The 21,919-nt window shown below is 71.8% G+C and carries 22 protein-coding genes and 1 tRNA gene; 8 read left to right on the plus strand and 15 right to left on the minus strand.

The window, feature by feature from the left end; genetic code table 11:
* Window positions 1-244: 244 nt before the first annotated feature.
* Both ASG95_RS10640 and glgC read right to left on the minus strand, forming a co-directional pair.
* Window positions 245-1,060: an LLM class F420-dependent oxidoreductase gene (locus ASG95_RS10640; protein ID WP_057377437.1), complete on the minus strand. Its 816-nt coding sequence runs from the start codon at window positions 1,058-1,060 to the stop codon at window positions 245-247.
* A complete protein-coding gene (gene glgC, locus ASG95_RS10645; RefSeq protein WP_056921060.1) occupies window positions 1,057-2,310 on the minus strand; it encodes a glucose-1-phosphate adenylyltransferase in 1,254 nt (417 codons plus the stop codon). Before glgC ends, ASG95_RS10640 begins: the two co-directional genes overlap by 4 nt.
* A gap of 76 nt (window positions 2,311-2,386) precedes the next feature.
* Here glgC and glgA point away from each other — a divergent pair, with 76 nt between their 5' ends.
* Window positions 2,387-3,577: a glycogen synthase gene (glgA, locus tag ASG95_RS10650; RefSeq protein ID WP_056921059.1), complete on the plus strand. Its 1,191-nt coding sequence runs from the start codon at window positions 2,387-2,389 to the stop codon at window positions 3,575-3,577.
* A gap of 17 nt (window positions 3,578-3,594) precedes the next feature.
* On the opposite strand, the gene ASG95_RS10655 is transcribed toward glgA, so the two are convergent.
* A complete protein-coding gene (locus ASG95_RS10655) occupies window positions 3,595-5,304 on the minus strand; it encodes an FAD-dependent oxidoreductase (protein WP_057377438.1) in 1,710 nt (569 codons plus the stop codon).
* 31 nt (window positions 5,305-5,335) lie between these two features.
* On the minus strand, window positions 5,336-6,103 hold the full coding sequence (locus ASG95_RS10660) for a hypothetical protein (RefSeq protein ID WP_057377439.1): 768 nt from the start codon (window positions 6,101-6,103) through the stop codon (window positions 5,336-5,338).
* Between the two features lie 32 nt (window positions 6,104-6,135).
* On the opposite strand from ASG95_RS10660, the gene ASG95_RS10665 reads away from it, so the two are divergent.
* The 4 genes from ASG95_RS10665 to ASG95_RS10680 all read left to right on the plus strand — a co-directional run bounded on the left by ASG95_RS10665 (window position 6,136) and on the right by ASG95_RS10680 (window position 9,517).
* Window positions 6,136-6,954: an ABC transporter ATP-binding protein gene (locus tag ASG95_RS10665; protein WP_056921057.1), complete on the plus strand. Its 819-nt coding sequence runs from the start codon at window positions 6,136-6,138 to the stop codon at window positions 6,952-6,954.
* 47 nt (window positions 6,955-7,001) lie between these two features.
* Window positions 7,002-7,469 carry an NfeD family protein gene (locus ASG95_RS10670; protein WP_056921056.1) on the plus strand — a complete coding sequence of 156 codons (468 nt, stop codon included), beginning with the start codon at window positions 7,002-7,004 and terminating at the stop codon, window positions 7,467-7,469.
* Between the two features lie 11 nt (window positions 7,470-7,480).
* The gene (locus ASG95_RS10675) at window positions 7,481-8,638 is read left to right on the plus strand and encodes an SPFH domain-containing protein (RefSeq protein ID WP_056921249.1); all 1,158 of its coding nucleotides are present in this window, start codon (window positions 7,481-7,483) and stop codon (window positions 8,636-8,638) included.
* A gap of 90 nt (window positions 8,639-8,728) precedes the next feature.
* Window positions 8,729-9,517, plus strand: coding sequence for a sulfite exporter TauE/SafE family protein (locus tag ASG95_RS10680; RefSeq protein ID WP_056921055.1), 789 nt, complete (start codon window positions 8,729-8,731; stop codon window positions 9,515-9,517).
* A gap of 24 nt (window positions 9,518-9,541) precedes the next feature.
* On the opposite strand, the gene ASG95_RS10685 is transcribed toward ASG95_RS10680, so the two are convergent.
* Window positions 9,542-11,308: an Ig-like domain-containing protein gene (locus ASG95_RS10685; protein WP_157581956.1), complete on the minus strand. Its 1,767-nt coding sequence runs from the start codon at window positions 11,306-11,308 to the stop codon at window positions 9,542-9,544.
* A 132-nt stretch (window positions 11,309-11,440) separates the two neighbouring features.
* On the opposite strand from ASG95_RS10685, the gene ASG95_RS10690 reads away from it, so the two are divergent.
* Window positions 11,441-12,253 (plus strand): RNA methyltransferase, encoded by an 813-nt coding sequence (locus ASG95_RS10690; protein WP_056921053.1) that lies wholly within the window; start codon window positions 11,441-11,443, stop codon window positions 12,251-12,253.
* Window position 12,254: 1 nt separating this feature from the next.
* Here ASG95_RS10690 and ASG95_RS10695 read toward each other — a convergent pair whose 3' ends face one another.
* The 7 genes from ASG95_RS10695 to ald form a co-directional block, all read right to left on the minus strand.
* Window positions 12,255-12,650, minus strand: coding sequence for a DUF3037 domain-containing protein (locus ASG95_RS10695; protein WP_056921052.1), 396 nt, complete (start codon window positions 12,648-12,650; stop codon window positions 12,255-12,257).
* Window positions 12,647-13,414, minus strand: a complete 768-nt coding sequence (locus tag ASG95_RS10700) for a HipA family kinase (protein ID WP_057377441.1) — start codon at window positions 13,412-13,414, stop codon at window positions 12,647-12,649. Before ASG95_RS10700 ends, ASG95_RS10695 begins: the two co-directional genes overlap by 4 nt.
* A gap of 29 nt (window positions 13,415-13,443) precedes the next feature.
* The gene (locus ASG95_RS10705) at window positions 13,444-14,658 is read right to left on the minus strand and encodes an MFS transporter (RefSeq protein WP_057377442.1); all 1,215 of its coding nucleotides are present in this window, start codon (window positions 14,656-14,658) and stop codon (window positions 13,444-13,446) included.
* A gap of 35 nt (window positions 14,659-14,693) precedes the next feature.
* On the minus strand, window positions 14,694-15,128 hold the full coding sequence (locus ASG95_RS10710) for a MarR family winged helix-turn-helix transcriptional regulator (RefSeq protein WP_057377443.1): 435 nt from the start codon (window positions 15,126-15,128) through the stop codon (window positions 14,694-14,696).
* A gap of 57 nt (window positions 15,129-15,185) precedes the next feature.
* The gene (locus ASG95_RS10715) at window positions 15,186-15,374 is read right to left on the minus strand and encodes a hypothetical protein (protein WP_056921048.1); all 189 of its coding nucleotides are present in this window, start codon (window positions 15,372-15,374) and stop codon (window positions 15,186-15,188) included.
* A 101-nt stretch (window positions 15,375-15,475) separates the two neighbouring features.
* Window positions 15,476-17,008: an ATP-dependent DNA ligase gene (locus ASG95_RS10720; protein ID WP_057377444.1), complete on the minus strand. Its 1,533-nt coding sequence runs from the start codon at window positions 17,006-17,008 to the stop codon at window positions 15,476-15,478.
* 50 nt (window positions 17,009-17,058) lie between these two features.
* A complete protein-coding gene (ald, locus tag ASG95_RS10725) occupies window positions 17,059-18,180 on the minus strand; it encodes an alanine dehydrogenase (RefSeq protein WP_056921046.1) in 1,122 nt (373 codons plus the stop codon).
* Between the two features lie 194 nt (window positions 18,181-18,374).
* Between ald and ASG95_RS10730 the strand changes: the two genes are divergently transcribed.
* The gene (locus ASG95_RS10730; RefSeq protein WP_057377445.1) at window positions 18,375-19,337 is read left to right on the plus strand and encodes a sensor histidine kinase; all 963 of its coding nucleotides are present in this window, start codon (window positions 18,375-18,377) and stop codon (window positions 19,335-19,337) included.
* A gap of 28 nt (window positions 19,338-19,365) precedes the next feature.
* On the opposite strand, the gene ASG95_RS10735 is transcribed toward ASG95_RS10730, so the two are convergent.
* Window positions 19,366-19,548, minus strand: coding sequence for a hypothetical protein (locus tag ASG95_RS10735; RefSeq protein WP_056921044.1), 183 nt, complete (start codon window positions 19,546-19,548; stop codon window positions 19,366-19,368).
* 103 nt (window positions 19,549-19,651) lie between these two features.
* Window positions 19,652-20,380 carry a sulfite exporter TauE/SafE family protein gene (locus ASG95_RS10740; RefSeq protein WP_057377446.1) on the minus strand — a complete coding sequence of 243 codons (729 nt, stop codon included), beginning with the start codon at window positions 20,378-20,380 and terminating at the stop codon, window positions 19,652-19,654.
* Between the two features lie 147 nt (window positions 20,381-20,527).
* Between ASG95_RS10740 and ASG95_RS10745 the strand changes: the two genes are divergently transcribed.
* On the plus strand, window positions 20,528-21,712 hold the full coding sequence (locus ASG95_RS10745; protein WP_057377447.1) for a phosphodiester glycosidase family protein: 1,185 nt from the start codon (window positions 20,528-20,530) through the stop codon (window positions 21,710-21,712).
* Between the two features lie 61 nt (window positions 21,713-21,773).
* Here ASG95_RS10745 and ASG95_RS10750 read toward each other — a convergent pair.
* Window positions 21,774-21,858, minus strand: a tRNA-Leu gene (locus ASG95_RS10750).
* Window positions 21,859-21,919 lie beyond the last annotated feature (61 nt).

Genomic DNA, 21,919 nt, shown 5'->3' on the forward strand with positions numbered 1-21,919 from the left:
GGCCGTGACCGTACTTGGCCGTCAGCGAGGCCTCCTAGGGTTGATTTCCAGAGTGGCCGTTCCCGCTTACATCACACAGTCGGCCCTTCACACCTTCGTCAACGCTCGCGGGGCAACCGCCGGCCCCGGCCCGATCGGCCGCAATGTCAGCCTGGCAGTCGGCCTTCTGGGGTTGGTGACCACCACGATCGTCGTGGTCACCACGCCTGCGCGACCTGAGCGAAGCAGCGCGACTCGATGAGGGTCAGGTCGCCTGGCGGGCGTCTCGCCAGGCGACCAGGTCGCGGATCGGTCCGAGGTCGTACCTGGGGCCCCCGATACCGACGGTGAAGAGTCGCGTGCCCACGGCATACAAGGCCTCGGCGCCGGCCACGTAGTCCCTGACGTTCTCGGGGAGGCGGCCGGGCTTGGGGGAGACGCCCGAGGAGCGCTCGATCTCGGCCGGGTCGCGCCCCAGCTTCGCGCACCACTCGTCGAGGACGGCGTGCTTGTGAGCGATGGTCTCCGCGCTGCCGAAACCGTGCCAGATGGTGGCGTGCTCGGCCACGATCCTGAGCGTCTTGCGTTCGCCGCCGCCGCCGATGAGGACGGGGATGTCGCGGGTCGGCGGGGGATTGAGCTTGGCCCAGCGCTGCTTGATGAGCGGCAGGTCGCGGGCGAGGTTGTCCAGCCGCCCGCCCGCTGTGCCGAACTCGTAGCCGTACTCGTCGTAGTCGCGCTCGAACCAGCCCGACCCGATGCCGAGGATGAGCCGGCCACCACTGATGTGGTCGACGGTCCGTGCCATGTCGGCCAGCAGCTGCGGGTTGCGGTAGCTGTTGCACGTGACCAGCGCGCCGATCTCGACGCGCGAAGTGGCCTCGGCCCAGGCGCCGAGCATCGTCCAGCATTCGAAGTGCGCCCCGTCGGGCTGGCCGTAGAGCGGGTAGAAGTGGTCCCAGTTGAAGACGATGTCGACACCGATCTCCTCCGCCTCGGCCGCGGCGCGACGGATCGCGGCGTACTCGGCGTGCTGCGGCTGGAGCTGGACCCCGATCCGGATCGGCCGGTCGCCCGTCACGCAGTGACCTCCTGGAACTTGGCGATGACGGTCAGGCCCGACTCGGTCACCATGAACCCGCGGGCGCGGTCGTGGTCGTGGTCGACGCCGATCGTGGTGTCCTCGGGAACCTGCACCCCCTTGTCGATGATGGCCCGCTTGATGACGCAGCCCCGTCCGACCTCGACGCCGTCGAGCAGCACGCTGTCGTCGATCGTCGTGCCGCTGTGGATGTGGCACCGCGGGGAGAGCACCGAGTTGGTGACCGTCGCGCCGGAGATGACGACACCGGGGGAGACCGCCGAGTTGTGCGCCTCGCCGAACTTGCCGGCCGCACCGTGGACGAGCTTCGCGGGCGCGAGCGGCCCGTAGTCGGTGTAGATCGGCCAGTCGTAGTTGTAGAGGTTGAAGACCGGGTGGATGGACACGAGGTCCATGTGCGCCTCCCAGTAGGAGTCCATCGTCCCGACATCGCGCCAGTAGGCCTGGTCACGGGGCGTCGCGCCCGGGATGACGTTGTCCTTGAAGTCGTAGACGTAGCCGGCACCGTTGTCCACGAAGTCGGGGACGATGTCGCCGCCCATGTCGTGCTTGCTGCCCTCGCGGTCGTTGTCGCGGGTCACGGCGTCGATCAGCACGTCCGCGTCGAAGACGTAGTTGCCCATGGACGCGAGCACCTCGTCGGGGGAGTCGGGCAGGCCCTTGGCGTCCTTGGGCTTCTCCTTGAACGCCCCGATCTTGCGGTGGTCGCCGTCGTCGACCTCGATCACCCCGAACTGGTCGGCCAGCGAGATCGGTTGGCGGATGGCCGCGACCGTCACGCCTGCCTTGGTCTCGATGTGCTGGGCGACCATCTGCGAGAAGTCCATCCGGTAGACGTGGTCGGCGCCGACCACCACGACGATGTCGGGCTTCTCGTCGTGGATCAGGTTGAGGCTCTGGAAGATCGCGTTCGCCGAGCCGAGGTACCAGTTCTTGTCGATGCGCTGCTGCGCCGGGACCGGGGCCACGTAGTTGCCGAGCATCGTCGACATCCGCCAGGTCTTGGTGACGTGGCGGTCGAGGCTGTGCGACTTGTACTGGGTGAGGACGACCACCTTGAGGTAGCCGCTGTTCACGATGTTGCTCAGCGCGAAGTCGATCAGCCGGTAGATCCCCCCGAACGGCACCGCTGGTTTGGCTCGGTCGGCGGTCAGCGGCATCAGCCGCTTCCCCTCCCCACCCGCGAGGACGATGGCCAGCACCTTGGGTCCACCAGACTTGTACGCCATGGGTCGACCCTAGGGACTGTGACGCCGCGCGGCGACCCCTGTCCGCAGATGAGCCGACGCGGCTACGCTCGCGAGCGTGAGAGTCGACATCCTGACCAAGGAGTACCCGCCCAACATCTACGGCGGAGCGGGGGTCCACGTCGCCGAGCTCGTCCGCGCGTTGCGCGACAGGGGCGATGTCGATGCGCGGGTGCGCGCGTTCGGCGTGCCCGTGGTCGAGGAGGGGACGACCGGGTATGCCGACCTGCCGGACCTCGCGGGCGCGAACGCCGCGATCCGCACGATGGGGGTCGACCTGGCGATGGCGGGCGACTGCGTCGGGGCCGACCTGGTCCACTCCCACACCTGGTACGCCAACTTCGCCGGGCACGTCGGGTCGCTGCTCGGCGGCATGCCGCACGTGGTGAGCGCCCACAGCCTGGAACCGATGCGGCCCTGGAAGGCCGAACAGCTCGGCGGCGGCTACCGGGTCTCGTCGTTCGTCGAGCGCACCGCCTACGAGGCCGCCGCCGCGGTCATCGCGGTGAGCGAGGGCATGCGCCAGGACGTCCTCCGCAGCTACCCCTCGATCGACCCCGAGCGGGTGAAGGTCGTCCACAACGGCATCGACTCGCAGCTGTGGCAGCGGCACCGCGACGACGACACCGTCCGGCGGCACGGGGTCGACCCGGACGGCAAGTCCGTCATCTTCGTCGGTCGGATCACCCGCCAGAAGGGGCTTCCCTATCTCCTGCGGGCTGCCGCGCAGCTGCCGCCCGACGTGCAGCTCGTCCTGTGCGCCGGCTCGCCGGACACCCCCGAGATCATGGCCGAGGTGCAGGGTCTCATGGAGGAGCTGCGCGCCACCCGCAAGGGCGTCGTGTGGATCCCCGAGATGCTGCCGCGCGCCGAGGTGGTCGCCCTGCTATCGGCCGCGACCGTCTTCGCCTGCCCCTCGATCTACGAGCCCCTGGGCATCGTCAACCTCGAGGCGATGGCCTGCGAGCTGGCTGTCGTCGCCACGGCCACCGGCGGCATCCCCGAGGTCGTCGTGGACGGCGAGACCGGCTGGTTGGTGCCGATCGAGCAGAAGCAGGACGGCAGCGGCATACCCCTCGACGCCGACCGGTTCGTCGCCGACCTGGCGCACGCGCTCAACGACGCGGTCAGTGACCCGGCGCGCGCCAGCGCCATGGGGCTGGCCGGGCGCACCCGCGCGGTCGACGCGTTCTCGTGGGCCACCATCGGCGACCGCACCATCCAGGTCTACCGCGACGTGCTCGGCTGAGCCGACCCTCGACCCGGCTACGACACCGGCGCCGAGGCCAGCTCGTCCTCGGTCGCGGGCGCGAGGTAGGCGTGCACGAGGGGCACCACCGAGGCGCCCTCCCCGCTGGCGGCAGCGACCCGCTTCATCGACCCTGCCCTGATGTCGCCGGCGGCGAAGATGCCGGGCACCGTCGTGGCCAGGTTGGCCGGTGGCACGTCGTCGGTCCACTGGTCACGCGGCACGTCGCGTCCGGTGAGCACGAAGCTGTGCTTGTCCCGGGCCAGCTGGGGTGGCAGCCAGTCGCACCGGGGCGCGGCGCCGAGCAGCAGGAACAGTCCCCGCGCCTGCTTCGTCGTGCGCCGACCCGTGGTGGTGTCCTCGAGGCACACCCACTCGAGCTGACCCTCGCCGCCACCGTCGACCACCCTGGTACAGGGCAGCACGGAGATGCGCTCGTTGTAGCCGATCTCGTCGATCAGGTACTGCGACATGGTCTCCTCGAGCCCGCCGCGGCGGACCACGATCGTCACCGAGCTCGCGAACCGCGCCAGGTGCAGCGCGGCCTGGCCGGCGGAGTTGCCGCCCCCGACCACCACGACGTCGTACCCCTCCATCTCGCGGGCTGCGGTCATGGCGGCGCCGTAGTTGACGCCGGCCCCGACGAGGGCCTCGAGCGGGGGCACCCCGAGCTTGCGGTAGGCCACGCCACTGGAGATCAGCACGGTCCTGGCCCGTACCTCGCCGCCGTCCGTGCGCAGCAGGTGTGGGGTCTGGTCGGTGCCCGGCTCGAGCGCGGTGACCTCCCACCCGGTGAGGAAGTCGGTCCCGAAGCGCAGCGCCTGGTTGCGCGCACGCTGGGCCAGCCGCATGCCCGAGATGCCCCGGGGGAAGCCGAGGTAGTTGCGGATCATGGAGCTCGTGCCGGCCTGGCCGCCGATCGCCTCGGCCTCCAGCACGACCACGGAGAGGCCCTCGGACGCGCCGTAGACGGCCGCGGCGAGTCCGGCGGGTCCGCCACCCACGACCGCGAGGTCGACGACACCGTCGAGCTCGAAGTTGCGCGGGGCGCCGTTGATCGCGATCGCGACGTCGCGGACGCTGGTCGCCTGGACGGGCACCCGGTTGGCTGCCACGACCAGCGGCCAGCGGAGCTCGTCGACCCCGAGCTGCTCGCGGATCCCCGCGAGGTAGTCCTGCAGCTCCGGGGTGTCGGGGTGCCAGAGCCGGTTCTGCATGCCCATCCGGTCGAGGAAGTCGCGGATCGCCATCGTGAGCGCGTCATGGGTCGGCGAGATGACCTTCGCGACGACGACCTCGGGCTGGGGGATCGTGGAGGTCCACTCCGACAGCAGGTCGGTGATGGCGTTGTGGAACTCCTCGTCCCGCCGCCCACGCGGCATGAGGAGGTAGGCGTCGAACTTGCCCTTGGCCATGCCGACCCGCAGGTCGGGCGCGTCGGCGAGGAAGTAGTCCCAGGGGGCCGCCACGACCCGGCGCGCGGTCGCGACGACCAGGCGCCAGCGGTGGAACGCGTAGTGGACGCTCTCGACGTCGGGCAGCCGTGAGTCGGTGACGAAGAGGGCGACGTGGTCGCCGCCGTCACAGATCTCGCGGGCGATCGACTCGGCCTCCGTGCAGGAGCCGGCCGTGCGCAGGTCGTAGTCGCGCGCGTACCTGCTCTGGAACTCCTCGAGCAGCGTGTCGGCGTGGTGTTCCGACACCAGGATGATTGCGGGGTCCGCCATGGTGTCCAAGCCTAATCCGCGGCGCGCGGGTTCAGCCCGGTCGCCAGCCCGCCAGCACCGCGCAGGCCGCGTTCGTGGCATCGGCCAGCGCGCGCTCCGAGGCCCGCTGGAGGCGCAGCAGCAGGCGGTGCCGGGCGCCCGCCTCCGCCGCCGTGAGGGCGCCGTCGCCCGCCGCCAGGGCCACGTCGACGACGGTGTCGATCGTGCCGGCCAGGGCGATGACGCGAGCGGCGCGGGCCGGCAGTCCAGTCGGCAGCCCCCAGCGACCACCGATGGCGGCATCGGCGAGCTCGCGGGCAGCGGTGGCGCCGAACGGCTGCCCGCCCACCGCGTCGATGGCCTCGGTGGCGGTGCGGATCTCGTCACGCAGGTGTCGTTCGAGCTGTGACGGCTCCAGCGCCTCCACGCGGTGCCGGGGCACCGGTTGCGCGTCGTATGCCGTCCAGTCCACCCGGGTGCCGACGTCCAGCCCGCCCTCGGGACCGGCACCGTACGTCGAGATCGTGGGCACGAGCATCCCGCCGAGGCCGGGGACGAACACGCACTCGCCCCCCACGGCCGCGGCACCCTGGGCCTCGACCGACGCGCCCGGGAGGCCGACCAGGTCGCCCGGCGCCGGGAGCGCCACGAGGAGGGCCTGTTCCCCGAGGTCGTGCCACAGCGCGAGGCGGTCGAGGTCGCCGGCCACGTGGTCGATGTCGGGCAGGGCGCGGGCGAGGGCGTCCTCGAGTGGGGTCCCTGTCGCCCAGGCGTGGGTGGTCCACAGCGAAAGCCGCACGGACGCAGGGAGTTCGGGCATCCCGTCATGCTAAGCCGATAGGGTCCCGTGACATGAGTGACGTCCTTGAGTTCGCAGGAGTGACTGTCGTCCGGGGTCAGGCGACCCTGCTCGACGACGTCTCCTGGGAGGTCGAGGAGGGACAGCGCTGGGTCATCCTCGGCCCGAACGGCGCCGGCAAGACGACGCTGCTCCAGCTGGCTGCCGGACGGATGCACCCCACGCGTGGCGTGGCCGGCGTGCTGGGCGAGGTGCTGGGAGCGGTCGACGTCTTCGAGCTCCGGCCGCGGATCGGGCTCGCCTCGGCCGCCCTGGCCGAGCGCATCCCGTTCGACGAGGTGGTCCACAACGTCGTGGTGACCGCCTCCTACGGAGTCGTCGGTCGCTGGCGCGAGAGCTACGAGACGTTCGACCACGCCCGAGCCTCCGAGCTGCTCGCCGCGCTCGGGGCGGACCACCTGGCCGACCGCACCTACGGCACCCTGTCCGAAGGGGAGCGCAAGCGGGTCCAGATCGCCCGGGCGCTGATGACCGACCCCGAGCTGATGCTGCTCGACGAGCCCGCCGCGGGCCTCGACCTCGGTGGGCGCGAGGACCTCGTGCGCCGGCTGGGTGTGCTGGCCGCAGACGTCGAGGCACCCGCACTGATCCTCGTCACCCACCACGTCGAGGAGATCCCGCCCCACTTCACCGACGTCCTGCTGCTGCGCGACGGGCGCATCGTGGCCCAGGGGCCGCTCGAGATCACCCTCACGGAGGCGAACCTCTCCGAGACCTTCGGGATGCCGCTCGAGCTGGAGCGCCGCGGCGACCGGTGGACGGCCCGACTGAAGGTCGCCGAAGGAACGTCAGAGGCCCCTCCTTCGTCCTAGAGTTGCTGGACCACTGAGTGGTGGAACTGCTGAGAGGGAGGGGTGTCATGGACTGGTTCGCGGACAACCCGTGGCTGGCATGGCTCGGTCTGGCACTGATCCTGGCGGCCATCGAGGCTGCCACCGTCGACTTCGTGTTCCTCATGCTGGCCGGCGGTGCCGCGGCCGGCGCCGCGGCCTCCGCGGTCGGGGTGCCCTTCCCGGCCCAGGTCGTGGTCGCCGTCGTCGTGGCCGGTCTGCTGCTCCTCCTGGTGCGGCCGGTCATCACCCGCAAGTTCATGGTGGCCGAGGCGAGCCACGGCATCGGAGCCCACGGGCTCGTGGGCCGCAGCGGCCGCGTGCTGCAAGCCGTCACCGCGACCGACGGTCGCGTGAAGGTGGGCGGCGAGACCTGGTCCGCCCGCACCCCGCAGGGGGATGCCACATGCCAGCCCGGCCAAGAGGTCCGGGTTGTATCAATCGAGGGGGCCACCGTGATCGTCACCGGCGTCACGGCGGGTCAGAAAACGGAGTAGACGTGGACGGCATCGGAGCAGGCTTCATCGTCCTGCTGATCCTGGTCGCCTTTGCGCTGATCGTGCTCTTCCGCACGGTCCGCATCGTGCCCCAGCAGACTGCCCTGATCATCGAGCGGCTGGGACGCTACGCGCGCACCCTCGAGGGAGGCATCCACTTCCTGGTGCCCTTCGTCGACAAGGTGCGCGCGAACGTCGACCTGCGGGAGCAGGTCGTGTCCTTCCCGCCCCAGCCCGTGATCACCAGCGACAACCTGGTGGTCAACATCGACACGGTCATCTACTACTCGGTCATCGACGCCAAGTCGGCCGTGTACGAGATCGCCAACTTCATCCAGGGCATCGAGCAGCTCACGGTCACCACCTTGCGCAACGTCATCGGCTCGCTCGACCTCGAGCAGACGCTGACCAGCCGCGACCAGATCAACGCCCAGCTCCGGGGGGTCCTCGACGAGGCCACCGGCAAGTGGGGCATCCGCGTGAACCGCGTCGAGCTCAAGGCCATCGACCCGCCGCACTCCGTGCAGGAGTCGATGGAGAAGCAGATGAAGGCCGAGCGCGAGCGCCGTGCCCAGATCCTCTACGCCGAGGGCACCAAGCAGTCCGCGATCCTCACCGCCGAGGGTGAGAAGCAGAGCCAGATCCTGCGCGCCGAGGGTTCCGCCCAGGCCCGCATCCTCGAGGCCCAGGGCCAGGCCCGCGCGATCCAGCAGGTCTTCGACGCCATCCACCGCGGCAAGCCCACCCAGAAGCTGCTGGCCTACCAGTACCTCCAGGTGCTCCCGCAGATCGCGCGCGGTGACTCCAACAAGATGTGGATCATCCCCAGCGAGCTGACCGACGCCCTTCGCGGCATCGGTGGAGCACTCGGCGCCTCGGACAAGCCGCACGGCCCCGACGACGGGGGCGACGAGGAGTGGGTCGACCCCGGCCAGCTCGCCGACGCCTTCGACGAGACGGTGCTCGAGGACCCGATGCAGGCCCTCGCCGAGGCCCGCGGGCTGGCCGGCAAGGCCAGCCAGGAGGCCACCGAGCACGCGGCCCCGGTCCGGCGCGTCCAGCCGCCGGTGCAGCCGCCGGCCGACGCGGTGCCCGACTTCGAGCCGCCGACCCCGCCGGCGGTCCCGCCCGTGGAGACCGACGAGGACCCCAAGCCGCCGCCGGCCTGACCTCTACCCCACCTCGGTATGCCGCCCGCGCAGGTGCGCGGGCGGCACACCTGTGTCCGGGCGGGGGAGAGGCGTCGCTAGGGTGACGTGATGTCCGTCTTCGAAGCCCTCGGGATCTTCCTCGCGGGGCTCGCGGCGGGGACCATCAACACCGTGGTCGGCTCGGGCACCCTGATCACCTTCCCCACGCTGTTGTTCTTCGGCTACCCGCCGCTCACGGCCAACATCTCGAACAACATCGGACTGGTCGGCGGCGGCGTGACCGGGTCGTGGGGGTACCGCCACGAGCTCGGGGGCGCAGGCCCGGCCATCCGGCGACTCGTCCCGATGTCCCTCGCTGGTGGCATCACCGGCGCCGTCCTGCTGCGCGTGCTGCCGGCCTCGGCCTTCGCGGCCATCGTCCCCGTGCTGATCGCGATCGGGGTGCTGCTCGTGGTCCTCGGTCCGGCGATCCAGCGTCGAGCGGCCGCGCGGCGCGAGGGCGAGGACGAGGTCCACCCGGTTCACCGCGGTGGCGCCACGACGGTCCTGCTCATGGCGGCCGTGTTCGTGGCCGGTGTGTACGGCGGGTACTTCGGAGCCGCGCAGGGCGTCATCCTCATGGGCGTCCTCAGCGTCCTCAGCAGTGAGCCGCTGCAACGCCTCAACGGCTACAAGAACGTGCTCGCCCTGGTCGTCAACACCGTGGCAGCGCTCGTCTTCGTCGTCGTCGCCCACGAGCTGATCGACTGGCTGGTCGTCCTGCTCATCGCGGTCGGGTCGCTGCTCGGCGGGGTGGTCGGCTCGACCGTCGGCCGCCGACTGCCACCGGTGGTGTTGCGCGGGTTCATCGTCGTCATCGGGGTGGTCGGGATCATCAAGATCGTGTGGTTCAGCTGAGGGCTGCCGACGCCCACGCTGCGGTCAGGTGACCTTGACCACCGTGACCGCCGACACCGACTCGGCATGCGTGGAGCTCCCGAGGTAGCGCACCGTCAGGCTGTGGTTGCCCCTGGCGACCGGTGTCCAGGCGATCGTGGCCCTGCCGTCGGTGAGGGTGGCGGCGGTCCCGACCGGCTCGGCGCCGTCGTAGAGCTGCACGGAGCCCGTGGGGCGGGGGCCGGAGGCTGCGGTCACCGCGACCGCCACGGGCAGGGGCTTGCCGGTCTTCCCGGTCTTGGCGACGGAGGTCGAAGTCGTGGTGGCGACGCCCGGGACGACGACTGTCGTCGCCCCGCTGCTCGGCAGGAGCGTCGCGCTCCCGACGTAGTCGCCGGTGAGGGTGTGACTGCCGCGAGGTAGCCCGGGGACGAGGAGGTAGGCCTTGCCGCTGCCGTCGAGGGCTACCGTCCCGAGCGTCGTCGACCCCTCGCGGAAGGTCACCTGGCCGGTCGGGACCGCGGTCCCGCCCTGCACGGTGGCGGTGAGGGCGACCCCGCCGTCACTGGTCGCGCCACCGGTCACGGTGGTCGTGGAGGCCACCCGCGGGTCAGCCGCGACGGTGTTGTACCGCGCCCGCCCGGAGATCGCGGCGACGGCGTTGTCGCAGAACTGCCGGAACGTCACGTCGAGGCTGGTGATCGCCCCGGTGGGGTCGGTCGCGATGCTGTTCACGGTGAAGTCGCCGGTGAGGGTGTTGCAGCCACGCCCCGTGCCCGAGAAGTCCAGTCCGGGCTGACCTGCCCCACGGAACGGGGCCCGCACCGCGCCGGTGTAGGAACCGACCTGCAAGGTCTGGCCCGGGGGCGCCGCGACGTCGAGGGTCCACCACTGGTCGGTGCCGGGCGAGTCCACCGAGACGGTGGCGTACCCGGCGGTGCCTCGTGCGGTGATGGCGGCTGTCGGCGGCACGTAGCTGGCCGACGCCCCCTGCCCGATGTAGTCCCCGGCCAGGCTCCCGAACCACAGCGAGGTGGCCGGGACGGCGACCTCCTGGACCAGCCGGGCGGAGGTGAGGGTCCCGACCTTCGCGTAGAGCGAGTGCGTGCCCGGGGTGAGCCGGGACGTCGTGAGTCGTGCGGTGCCGTTGGTGTCGAAGGAGCCCTGGCCGATGGGGGTCGTGGCGTCGTAGAAGACGACACCCCCGGCCGTGCCGGGCGAGGTCCTCGCGGTCAGCGTGACCGGTTGGTCGGCCACGACGCTGGGGTTGGAGGACGTGAGCACCGGGGTGATGACGTAGGGCGCCGCGTACTTGACGGTGGCGGACAGGCTTCCGGTGCTGTTGTCGCAGACCTGGGTCAGCGTCGCGTCGAGGGAGGTGATGCGCCCGGCGGTGTCCGCACTGATGGCGAAGATCGTGAAGCGACCATTGACCTGGTTGCAGCCACGCCCCGTCGACGTGACCGAGAGGCCGCCGGACGTGCTGTTGAACGGCGCGCGGGTGGCGTTCTCGTAGGACCCGGTCGTCAGCTGCTGGCCCTTGGGGGCGGCGAGCGTGACGTCCCACCACTCCGACCCGGTGTCGGCCGAGACCGTGACCGAGCCAGCGGTGCCGCTGATCCGGAACTGCGTGGGCGCGACGAGGGTGCCGCTCCGACCCTGCCCGATGTAGTCGCCGGGGGCGCTGACGTACGACAGGTACGTCTCGCTCTCCGCGGCGGCCAGGGCCGGTGCCGTGGTGGCCACCACGGCGAGGGGCGCGACCACGACCGCACCGGTCACCAGCCGCGCCCAGATTCCACGTCCACTCATCGCGAGCCCCCTCGTCCCAACCGCGGTCACCGACCCTGCATCGGGCGCAGCTGTGCTGCGCAAACGGTAGACCGATGGCCCAGCCGTCAGCAGGCTTTTCGCGGAAATCGGCGGTGGCCTAGCCTGCTCGCCGTGCCCCTCGCCATCACCGACCCTGCCGACCCCCGGCTGGCCGACTACGTCTCGCTCACCGACGTCGCGCTGCGCCGCCGGACCGAGCCGGAGCGCGGCCTCTACATCGCCGAGTCGGAGAAGGTCATCCGCCGGGCGCTGCGAGCCGGGCACCGACCGCGCAGCTACCTGATGGCGGAGCGCTGGCTGACCGACCTCGCCGACCTCGTGGCCGAGGCCGAGGCCGACGGTGTGCCGGTCTTCGTGGGCGAGCACGACGTCATCGAGCAGCTCACCGGATTCCACCTGCACCGGGGCGCGCTGGCCTCGATGCAACGGCCCGAGCTGCCCGGCGTCGGGGAGCTGGTGGCCGGCGCCCGTCGGGTGCTGGTGCTCGAGGACATCGTCGACCACACCAACGTCGGCGCCGTGTTCCGCTCGGCTGCAGCGCTCGGCGTGGACGCGGTGCTCGTGACTCCGCGGTGCGCAGACCCGTTGTACCGCAGGGCGATCCGGGTCTCCATGGGCACCGTGTTCCAGGTCCCGTGGACCCGGATCGACCCGTGGCCGGGTGGCATCACCGAGCTGCAGGCCGCCGGGTTCACGGTGGCGACCCTGGCCCTCGCCGACGACGCGGTGAGCCTCGACCAGCTGGCTGCTGACCCACCGGAGCGGCTGGCCCTCGTGCTCGGCACGGAGGGCGACGGGCTGTCGCACCACACGCTCGAGGCAGCCGACCTGACTGTCACCATCCCGATGGCCGGGGGAGTGGACTCCCTCAACGTCGCCGCGGCGGGCGCCGTGGCCGCCTGGGCGCTGCGCCCGAAGCGCTAGGTCAGGACGGCTGGGCCTGGTCGACGAGTCGCCGCAGCAGCTCGGCCAGCTCTGCGGCCGGGTCCTCGGTGAGGCCGCCGTGCACCGGCCCGGGCTGCACGACGGTGCTCCGCGGGGCGCTGAGCCAGCCGAACCGGCGGCCCAGCCCGCCGAGGGTGGGCAGCCCGCCGCCGGTGACCCCACGGCATACCTGGCAGATCGTCTCGAGGGCCTGGTCCACGTCCTCGACGCTGACGTGGGGGGCGAAGGCGTGCAGGCGCGCCTCGTCGACGCGGTAGGCGGCCTCGAGGAAGTCGGCGGACTGGCTGTAGAGCACCACGCCGACGTTGAGGAACTCCTCGCGCTCCACGCGTGGCACGCAGCGCAGGACGACGTACTGGTAGCCGTGGCGGGTCATGACGCCTCGCCCGGGAGCCAGGCCTGTGGCTGCGCGACGCGGGCCACCAGGTGGTCGACGTAGGCCGCGCGCACGGCGTCGAGCGTGTCGAGGCCGGGCGCCTGCTCCAGCCACACCTCGGGCACGCCCGCGACCACCTCGGTCAGGAGCTCCCGGGTGAGCGCCGGGGCGTGCCGCTCGTGGGCGGCGGCCGGGCTGGAGGCGACGTCGCGCAGCACGTGCGTGCTGGCGTCGAACGGCTGGGCCGCGAAGCGCTCCGGGTCGGCACCACGGCTGGGCCAGCCGTGGTGGAAGTAGAGCGCGGCACCGTGGTCGATCAGCCACGGGTCGCGGTGCCAGACGAGGAGGTTGGGGTTGCTCCAGGTGCGGTCGACGTTGGCCGTGAGCGCGTCGAGCCACAGGATGTCGGCGGCGGTGTCGGGTGCCGGTGGGCGGGAGCCGTCGTAGCCGAACGAGCCGGGGAGGAAGTCGATCCCGAGGTTCGGTCCGATGCTGGCCGTGAGGAGGTCCTGGACCTCCTCGTCCGCCTCGTACTTGGCGATCGGGGCCTGGAGGTCGACGACGGCGAGGCGGGGCACGCTCAGCCCCAGCGCGCGGGCCAGCTCGCCGACGACCACCTCGGCGACGAGCACCTTCGGGCCCTGGCCGGCGCCACGGAACTTCAGCACGTAGGTGCCGAGGTCGTCGGCCTCGACGATGCCCGGCAGCGACCCGCCCTCCTTGAGGGGCGTGACGTAGCGCGTGGCGGTGATCTGGTCGAGCACGACGCCCAGCCTATGGGGAAGCAGCGGACTCAGGCGTCGCCGACCGTGAGCGCCGCGGCCTCGAGCGGCCGCCCCTGCTCGACCGTCTCGTCGGCGTGCTCCCGGTCGACGGCGGTGATCTCCCGTCGTGCGGTGAGCAGGACGGCCACGCCGAGCAGCACCGCGCCCGAGCCGACCCAGAACGGCACGTGCACCGAGCGTTCGCCGAGCTTGCCGGCCAGCCACGGGGCGATCGCGCCACCGCCGAACCGCACGAAGCTGTACGCCGCGGAGGCCACCCCGCGCTCCACCGGCGAGACCTTCATGACGGTCTCGGTGATCAGCGTGTTGTTGACGCCGAGGAAGGCACCCGCGAGGACCACCCCGACGACCAGCACCGGCTTGTGGTCGGTGCCGATGGCCATGGCCGCCAGGATGAGGGCGAACCCGACCAGGGCGCCGATCACGCCGGGCAGTGTCCCGAACCGGCGCTGCAGCCGTGGTGCCACGACCACCGAGGTGAACGCGAGCAGCAGTCCCCAGCCGAAGAAGATGAGCCCGACCTGGTGGGCGCCCATGCCGAGCGGGAAGGGCGTGAAGGCGAGCAACGTGAAGAAGCCGAAGTTGTAGAGCAGTGCGGTGATCCCCACGGTCAGCAGGCCGCGGTGCGAGAGCGCCCTGAGCGGTGCCGAGATGCTGCTGCGGGGACCGGTCGGCGGCGTCGCCGGCAGGGTGGTCAGGATCGCCACCAGGGCCACGGCCATCAGGGCGGAGACGCCCCAGAACGGCCAGCGCCACGAGTGTCCGCCCAGCCACCCGCCGAGCAGCGGGCCGGTCGCGATGCCGACGCCGAGGGCCGCCTCGTAGAGGACGATCGCCTGGCCCACAGAGCCGCGGGCGGCGCTGACGATGGTGGCCAGCGCGGTGGCGATGAACAGCGCGTTGCCGAGGCCCCAGACCGCGCGGAACGCGACGATCCCGCCGATCGAGTCCTGGGCCCCGGCCAGGCCCGCCCCGATGATGATGACGACGAGCCCGAGCAGGAGGGTCCGCTTGGCGCCGGTGCGGCTGGACACCCAGCCGGTCACCAGCATCGCGACCCCCATCACCGCCATGTAGCTGGTGAAGAGCAGCGAGACCTGGGACGCGCTGGCGCCGAGGTCGTCGGCGATCGGCTTGAGGATGGGGTCGACGAGGCCGATGCCCATGAACGCGATGACACAGGCGAAGGCGACGGACCAGACGGTCTTGGGTTGGCGCCACATGGTGGGTGCAAGCTTCTTTCTCTGGGGGAGTGGGCTCAGGTGGTGTTGGCGGCCCGGGCCAGCAGGTCGTCGAGCGCCGCCACGGCGACCTCGAGCCGCGCGATGGCCTCGGCGTCGAGCTGCCCGAACACGGGGGAGAGGGCCTCGAGCCGGGCCCGCCGGGCCCGTCCGAGCGCGGCGCTCCCGGCGGCGGTGAGGGAGACCAGGCTGGCGCGGGCGTCGGCCGGGTCGGGTACGCGCTCGGTCCAGCCCTCCGCCTCGAGTCGCTGCACCTGCAGGCTCATCGTCGGCTGGCTGGTGTGGTCGGCGGTGGCCAGCGCGCTGATGCGGGCCGGCTCGAGCTCCTCGACCAGGGCCAGCAGCCGGGTCTGGGCCATCGGCACGTCGAACGACGCGTTGCGCGATGCCCAGCGGGTCAGCCGTGCCGCGGAACGCAGGACGCTGTTGCCCAGCTCGTCGCGATCGGTCATGGCTTCCACATTACATAGGAAACCTATGTAATGCACGTCGAGCCGTGCACTCCCGGGTCAGGCAGCCAGGCAGGTGGCGTGGTTGAGCGCCCCGATGACGGCCTCGCGCCAGCTCAGCTGCACGACGCTGCTGCGGCACGAGGCGCCCCCGCAGTCGCACTGCCAGCGCCACGTGCCGGTGTTGACCCGCAGCACGTGCGGGTGGTGGTGGGCGGTGTCGCCCCTGGTGATGTGGTGTGTCCGCATGGTTCTGTCCCCCTCGTCCGTGCCGCCCCCCGCGGCACGTCCTGACTCAAGGAGGCTGGTGAGGTCGCGCCTGATACGTGCGCCCGCCCTCCGACTCGCACTCAGCGCAGCGCGCGCAACGTGTCGATGGTGTCGGCCTCCTCGGCCGTCTTGTCGTCGCGGTAGCGCAGCACCCGGGCGAACCGCAGGGCCATCCCCCCGGGGTAGCGCGACGAGGTCTGGATCCCGTCGAACGCGATCTCCACGACCTGCTCCGGCCGCACCGGCACGACGTAGCCGTCGGTGCCGTCGGTCGCGAGCTCGGTGAAGCGCTCGGTCTGCCACTGGAGCATCTCGTCGGTCATGCCCTTGAACGTCTTGCCGAGCATGACGAAGCCGCCGCTCTCCGGATCCCGGGCTCCGAGGTGGATGTTGGAGAGCCAGCCCTTGCGGCGGCCGCTGCCCCACTCGATCGCCAGCACGACCAGGTCGAGGGTGTGCCGTGGCTTCACCTTCACCCACCCGGCACCGCGGCGACCGGCGGCGTAGGGGGCGCTCGGCGACTTGACCACGACACCCTCGTGACCGTCGCGGACGAGCTGGTCGAAGAACGCCGTCGCCTCAGCCGGGCTGGCCGCGGTGATGCGCGGCACCAGGCTGGCCTGCGGGACCAGCGCGGCGAGCCGTCCGAAGCGCTCGGACGCGGGGAGCTCGAGCAGGTCGTCGCCGTCGACATGCAGCAGGTCGAAGAAGTAGGGGGTCACCGGCACGGCGGCCCGGAGCTCGTCGACACCGGTGCTGCTCATGGTGCGAGAAGCGGTCTGCTGGAACGGCAGCGGGCGGCCGGTCTCGTCGAGGGCGATGGCCTCACCGTCGACGACGAGCGTGGTGACCGGCAGCGCCAGGACCGCCTCGACGACCTCGGGCAGCCGGTCGGTGATGTCGTCGAGCGACCGGGTGAACAGGCGCACGTCGTCGCCGTCCCGGTGGGCCTGGAGCCGGATGCCGTCGAGCTTGCCGTCGACCACCACTCCCTCGGAGGTGTCACCGACCTGCTCCCAGGCCGCCCCGACGTCGGGCGCGGACGCGGCCAGCATCGGGCGCATCGGCCGGCCGACCTCGAGGTGGATGTCGTCGAGCGCTGCGACACCGCCGGTCAGGGCGGCGACGGCCACGGGCGCGGCATACCCGGCCAGCATGGTGGCTCGACGCACGGCGGCCTCCGGCACGTCGGCCGCCTGCGCGATGGCCGCGAGCATGACGCCGTCGAGCGCGCCCTGCCGCACCTGACCGGTCACCAACGCCCGCAGGTAGTCCTGCTCCGGCTCCGTGAGCCGGGCGAACAGCGCCGTCACGGCCTCGGTGCGGGCGGCTGCGGAGCCGCTGCCGGCGATCACCGCGATCTCGCCCAGCGCCGCGTCGACCTCGGCGACGGTCACGCTCGCTTCCGCCGCGGGCGCGGGGAGGGTCGACAGGCCACGCCAGCTCACGCCGATGCGTCGCTGCGGCAGCACCCCGGAGAGGTATGCCGCGACCGTCGCCGCATCGTCGGCCCCGGCCGCACGCAGCGCGTCGGCCACGGCAGCAGTCTTGGCCAGCCGGGACCGGGTGGCGGTGGCTGCTGCCGAGGCGGCGACGACGTCGGCGAAGAGCACGGTTCGAGGCTAGTCGGGGCGGGTGACAGGGACGGGGGACAGCCCCGGTGTCAGGCCTTCCCGAGGATGGTCTGCAGGTCGGTCGACTCGAACCCGTGCGCCTCAGCCACCGGGGCATAGGTGACGGCGCCGTCGTGGGTGTTGAGGCCCAGCGCCAGCGGACGGTTCGCCGAGAGGGCGTCGCGCCAGCCCTGGTTGGCGAGCTGCACGGCATACGGGAGGGTCACGTTGGTGAGCGCGTAGGTGCTGGTGTGCGGCACGGCGCCGGGCATGTTCGCGACGCAGTAGAACACCGAGTTGTGCACCTGGTAGGTCGGGTCGGCATGCGTCGTGGGGCGCGAGTCCTCGAAGCAGCCGCCCTGGTCGATCGAGATGTCGACCAGCACCGAGCCGGGCTTCATCCGCGAGACCTGCTCGTTGGTCACGAGCTTGGGGGCCTTGGCCCCCGGCACGAGCACGGCGCCGATGACCAGGTCGGCGTCCTCGATGGCCCGCTCGATCTCGTAGGTGTTGGAGGCCACCGTTTGGCAGTGCCCCTGGTAGATCGCGTCAGCGTGGCGGAGCTTGGCGATGTCGCGGTCGAGCAGGAGCACCTCGGCCTGCATGCCGAGCGCGATGGCCGCGGCGTTCATGCCGGAGACGCCGGCGCCGATGACGACGACCTTCGCGGCATACACCCCGCTCACGCCTCCCATGAGCACTCCCCGGCCACCCTGGGCCCGCATCAGCGTGTGGGCGCCGACCTGCGGCGCGAGCCGCCCGGCGACCTCGGACATGGGGGCCAGCAGCGGCAGCGACCGGTCAGGGAGCTCGACGGTCTCGTAGGCGATGCCGGTGACCTTGCGCTTCACGAGCTCCTCGGTGAGCGGCTTGTCGGCCGCGAGGTGCAGGTAGGTGAAGAGGGTCTGGCCCTCGCGCATCCGGTGGTACTCGGGCTCGATCGGCTCCTTGACCTTGAGAATCAGGTCGCCGGTGCCCCAGACGTCGTCGGCGGTGTCCAGGATCGTGGCGCCGGCAGCCGTGTAGTCGGCGTCGAGGATGGACGAGCCGACGCCGGCGTCCTTCTCGACGAAGACCTCGTGGCCGTGGACGACGAGCTCGTGCACGCCCGACGGGGTGATCGCGACGCGGTACTCGTTGTTCTTGACCTCGCGCGGAATGCCGACCTTCATCAAAGCCTCCTGGGTTGCAGTGGTCCTCGAACAATGGCGGAGATGCGCCACGCTGCCAACCTCAGCCTCCCAGACGGCAGGCGCGCGAGAGGCGGATTCCTGCCCTCCCATTTCCCCTTCGGGCCGGCTCGCACGGGCGTACCCTGACGGGAGTCCGGGAGGTGTCGCCCGGCGCCCCCGCGCACGGAGTCATCATGAGCATGACGAGCACACCCCGCCCGATGATGGGGCGCGCCCACGAAGGCTACGTGCACGACGTGATGCTGTGGTCCGGGCAGCGGTCCTTCGTCAGGGCCGCCGCGGACTTCGTGCGGCAGGGGGTCCTGGCCGGTGAGCTCGCGCTGGTGGCCCTGCCCGCCGTGCGCCTCCGGGCGGTGCGGGCCGCCCTGGGGGAGGCCGCCGCACAGGTGCGGTTCGCCGAGATGGAGACGCTGGGTGCCAACCCGGCGTGCCTCATCCAGGCCTGGGTGGACTTCGTCGCGGAGGCGGGTGACCGGCCCTCACGCGGTGTGGGCGAGCCGCTCTGGGCGGGTCGCACCGGTGTCGAGGTGACCGAGTGCCAGCTGCACGAGGCGTTGCTCAACGACGCGATCCCCGCGACGGCACCCCTGTGGCTGCGCTGCCCCTACGAGGTCGGCGCCCTGACCGACGAGGTGGTCGAGGAGGCCCTGCACACGCACCCGTGGGTGGCGGACAGCGACGGCCTGGCCCGCACCAACGACTTGTACGGCGGCCACGACCTGGGCGCCGCCGCGTTCGCGTCCCCACTGCCCGCGGCCCCGGCGGCCACCATCGTGCGGGCCATCACACCGTCCACGATCCGGGCGGTCCGAGACCTCGCGTTGCAGGTGGCCCGGGCCTGCGGCATCACCGACGACCGCGCAGCCGACCTCGGGCTGGCCCTGCACGAGCTGGGGGTGAACTCGGTCCTGCACGGTCGGGGGAGGGGCACCCTGCGGCTCTGGAGGACGAGCCAGGCGCTGGTCTGCGAGGTCACCGACGAGGGGGTCGTGGCGGACCCGCTGGCGGGCCGGCTCGCCCCGGGGACCGAGGAGCTGGACGGCCGAGGGCTCTGGATGGTCAACCAGCTGTGCGACCTCGTGCAGCTGCGGTCGTCCGCGGCGGGCACCACGGTGCGGGTGCACACCTGGCTCTAGCAGCGCCAGGTGCCGGGGGAGCCCTCGGTCAGGGCGCGATGGTGGACGAGTGCAGGAGCGCACCGATCAGGGCCGAGCGCCAGGGCAACGGGGCCTGGGCGGGGGTCCGGCACGACGCGCTGCCGCAGTCGCACACCCACAGCCAGCCCCGCGCCCCGCGCAGGACGCGCGGGTGGTGGCTGGTGGTGCGGTGGATGGTCTGCGTGCTCACGTCTTCGACGGTAGGAGCCGGATGAGAGCGCCGTGCGCGGACGCGCCGGGGGTCGGCCGAGTTCACGACCGGGAATGGCCGAACGGATGAGGACTAGTCAGTTTCAGCGGACGATGAGGGCGACGGCGGCCACGGCAGACGCCACGAGCACGGACTGGTCGAACCGCGCCTGGCTGAGCCGCCGCACCGTCCGGAGCCCTGCCCAGGCCCCGAGCAGCACGAACGGCGCCAGCAGCAGGGTGCGTTGCACGGTGTGGGGACCGAACAGGCCGAGCCCGACGCTGAAGGGCAGCTTGCAGAGGTTCACCCCGAAGAAGAGCAGTGCGCTGGTCCCGAGGAAGCGCAGCTTCTCGACCCCCTGCGCCACGAGGTAGAGGGTCGTCACCGGACCCGCCGCGTTGGCGGTCATGGTCGTGAACCCGGCGGCGATCCCGGTCCCGATCGCGGCGCTCCGGGACCTGCCGACCCTCCCGACATCGGGCGACCGCCAGCGCAGGGCCAGCTGGAGGGCGGCCAAGAGGAGCAGGAGCACCCCGATGGAGCGGCGCAGGACGGTGTCGTCGACCACGGCGAGGAACGCCGCGCCCAGGGCGAGCCCCGGGAGCACGGCCGGGATGAGGCGGCGCAACAGGCCCCAGTCGGCCTCGCTCCGGTAGTGCCACACGGCCACCACGTCGCCGATGATCAGGAGGAGCAGGATCGCCGCGGTCGACTCCCGCGCCGGCATCACGCTCGCGAAGATGGCGACGCTGATGCTCGCGAGGCCGCCGATCGCGGTCTTGGCGTACCCGATCAACAGCGCCGCGACGGCGAGCAGCAGGGCCTCGAGCACCCTGCGACCCTAGCCAGTCGCAGGCCCGGCCCTATCGGGTGTTCGGCCACCGTTCGCCGGAACCCCCGCTGCAGGGTGACCGGATGCGGCACGCTTCCGGGTGAGGCAGCCGACCCCCGGGCTGCGCACGACGAAGGACCCGTACCGATGACTGCACCCACGCAGCGCGCCGCTGTGGCGCTGAGCGCCTCCGTGGCCCTGGCCGCCACCCTGACCGGCACCGTCACCCTGGCCGCCCCGCAGACCGCGGACGCCGCGACCTGCCGGGCCACGCCCACCCTGCTCTCACGCACGCCCACCGTGACCCAGCTCGCCGGTGGCGCGACGGCCCGGATCTGGGACACCGGGCCCACTCCGAGCAACCCGCAGGCATCCACCCGCATCGTGGCCGTGACCGTGCCGGCGGCGTCGGCGGCGAACCCCCGGGTGCGGGCCGCGGCCAACCTCAACACGGCACGCATCCCGTCGGCGTACTTCCTCGACGCACCGACCGCCGTGGTGATGGTCAACGGCGGGGTGTTCAACCCGACCGTGGGAGCCATGCCCGACCTGCCGCAGATGACCTCCGGCTGGCTCCGCAAGGCGCGATCGCCGCACGACCCGGCCATCGTGACCGCCAAGGACGGCCGCTCCCTCCCGTCGCGGCTGTGGATCACGGGCAGCGTCAGCGCCACCGGCCATGGTTACCAGGCCGTGACCGGGCTCAACTGGCAGAGCCTGTCGGGCAGTGGCATCAACGCCTACACGCCGTCCTGGGGCAAGGCCCGTCGGCCGTACGGCACCGCCGACGTCGTCGTCGCGGGAGGCAAGGTCGTCGCGGTGCGCACCGGCACGACGCGCGGCCAGACCGCCGCCTCTGGGCAGACCATCCTGACGGCGACCGGCACGGCCGGGAGCTGGCTGGCCTCGTTCCGGATCGGCACGAGCGTGTCCATCAGCTACCACGCCTCCACCGATGCCCCGTTCCCGGTCTACGAGGCCGTCGGCCGCGGAGCCCGGTTCCTGAACCAGGGCGTCAAGAACGGCGGCACCTGCACGAGCCGCGACGAGCTGCTGCGGCCCCGCACCGCCATCGGGTGGACCAAGAGCGGGGACCTGCTCTTCGTCACCGCCTCGGGTCGGGCCACGGTCGACGGCGTGCGCTACGGCGGCGCGACCATCCACCAGATGGCCGACTACATGGCCAAGCTCGGGTCGTGGGACGCCACCAACCTCGACGGTGGCGGCTCGACGACCATGGTGGCGCGCACGTCCAGCGGCAAGGTCATCCGCCTGGACCGGGCCGGCACCGAGTGGCAACGGGCCGTACCCAACGTCTTCTCTGCCGGCTGACCCGCAGGAGGATCACGCAGAAGGACCCCGACACGGTGTGTGTCGGGGTCCTTCGCGTCGGTGTCCGGAGGGGGACTTGAACCCCCACGCCCGATAAAGGGCACTAGCACCTCAAGCTAGCGCGTCTGCCATTCCGCCACCCGGACAAGGTGCTTCGCAGGCCCCTTGGGGAGCGCCTGCTGCGACCCGGAACGATAGCACGCAGGC

The organism is Phycicoccus sp. Soil803 (assembly GCF_001429685.1).
In the GTDB taxonomy this organism is placed as follows: domain Bacteria; phylum Actinomycetota; class Actinomycetes; order Actinomycetales; family Dermatophilaceae; genus Pedococcus.